The sequence below is a fragment of the Burkholderia sp. AU4i genome, from assembly GCF_000466765.1.
GTDB lineage: Bacteria > Pseudomonadota > Gammaproteobacteria > Burkholderiales > Burkholderiaceae > Burkholderia > Burkholderia cepacia.
In genome coordinates this window covers 1-510 of the sequence record NZ_ASSI01000346.1, presented here as the reverse complement: position 1 = coordinate 510, position 510 = coordinate 1, and the positions used below count along the sequence as shown (strand labels likewise).

Below are 510 nucleotides of genomic sequence, written 5' to 3'. Positions count from 1 at the left end.
GGCCGGCAGCAGCCCGCGCGGCGCGCGCTCGAACAACGATACGCCGGTCGCCTCCTCGAGCAGCCGCAGATGCGTGTCGATCGCGGACGGCGCGGCGCCGATGATCGTTGTCACGGATTGACAGAAACCGGATTCGCGCGACAGAACTGCCCGCCTTCAACCCGGCTTCTTCGTGGCCTGCACGACGGAAATCCAGCCCACCACCGCCGCGGCGACCCAGCAACAGGCGATCATCAGGTCGAGATCCATCCAGCCTTCGAAATTCGCGCTGTTTTCGAAGCTGCAGCGCTGATGGCCCCTGACCCACACGCAGCCGCTGATGAGCTGCTGGATGTGCATATAAACGCTGTAGACAGCAAAAGCCGACGCGATGACCGTGAGCCGCAAACGGACGTTCTTTTTCATGTGACGCGAATGCCGGTGGAAAGCCAGTGCCGATCTTACGGCAACGGCAACCTGCCCGGCAATCCGTCGCATCCTGCCCCGGATGCCTTTCGCTCACGCGTCGAT

The 510-nt window shown here is 62.9% G+C and carries 1 protein-coding gene; it reads right to left on the bottom strand.

All coding sequences use genetic code 11. From position 1 onward, the window contains the following. Positions 1–156 precede the first annotated feature (156 nt). On the bottom strand, positions 157–405 hold the full coding sequence (locus tag L810_RS42240; RefSeq protein WP_042978349.1) for a hypothetical protein: 249 nt from the start codon (positions 403–405) through the stop codon (positions 157–159). Positions 406–510 lie beyond the last annotated feature (105 nt).

Excerpts from the sequence above, each read along its gene's own strand:
- L810_RS42240 (WP_042978349.1), bottom strand. The coding sequence starts at position 405 with ATGAAAAAGAACGTCCGTTTGCGGCTCACGGTCATCGCGTCGGCTTTT.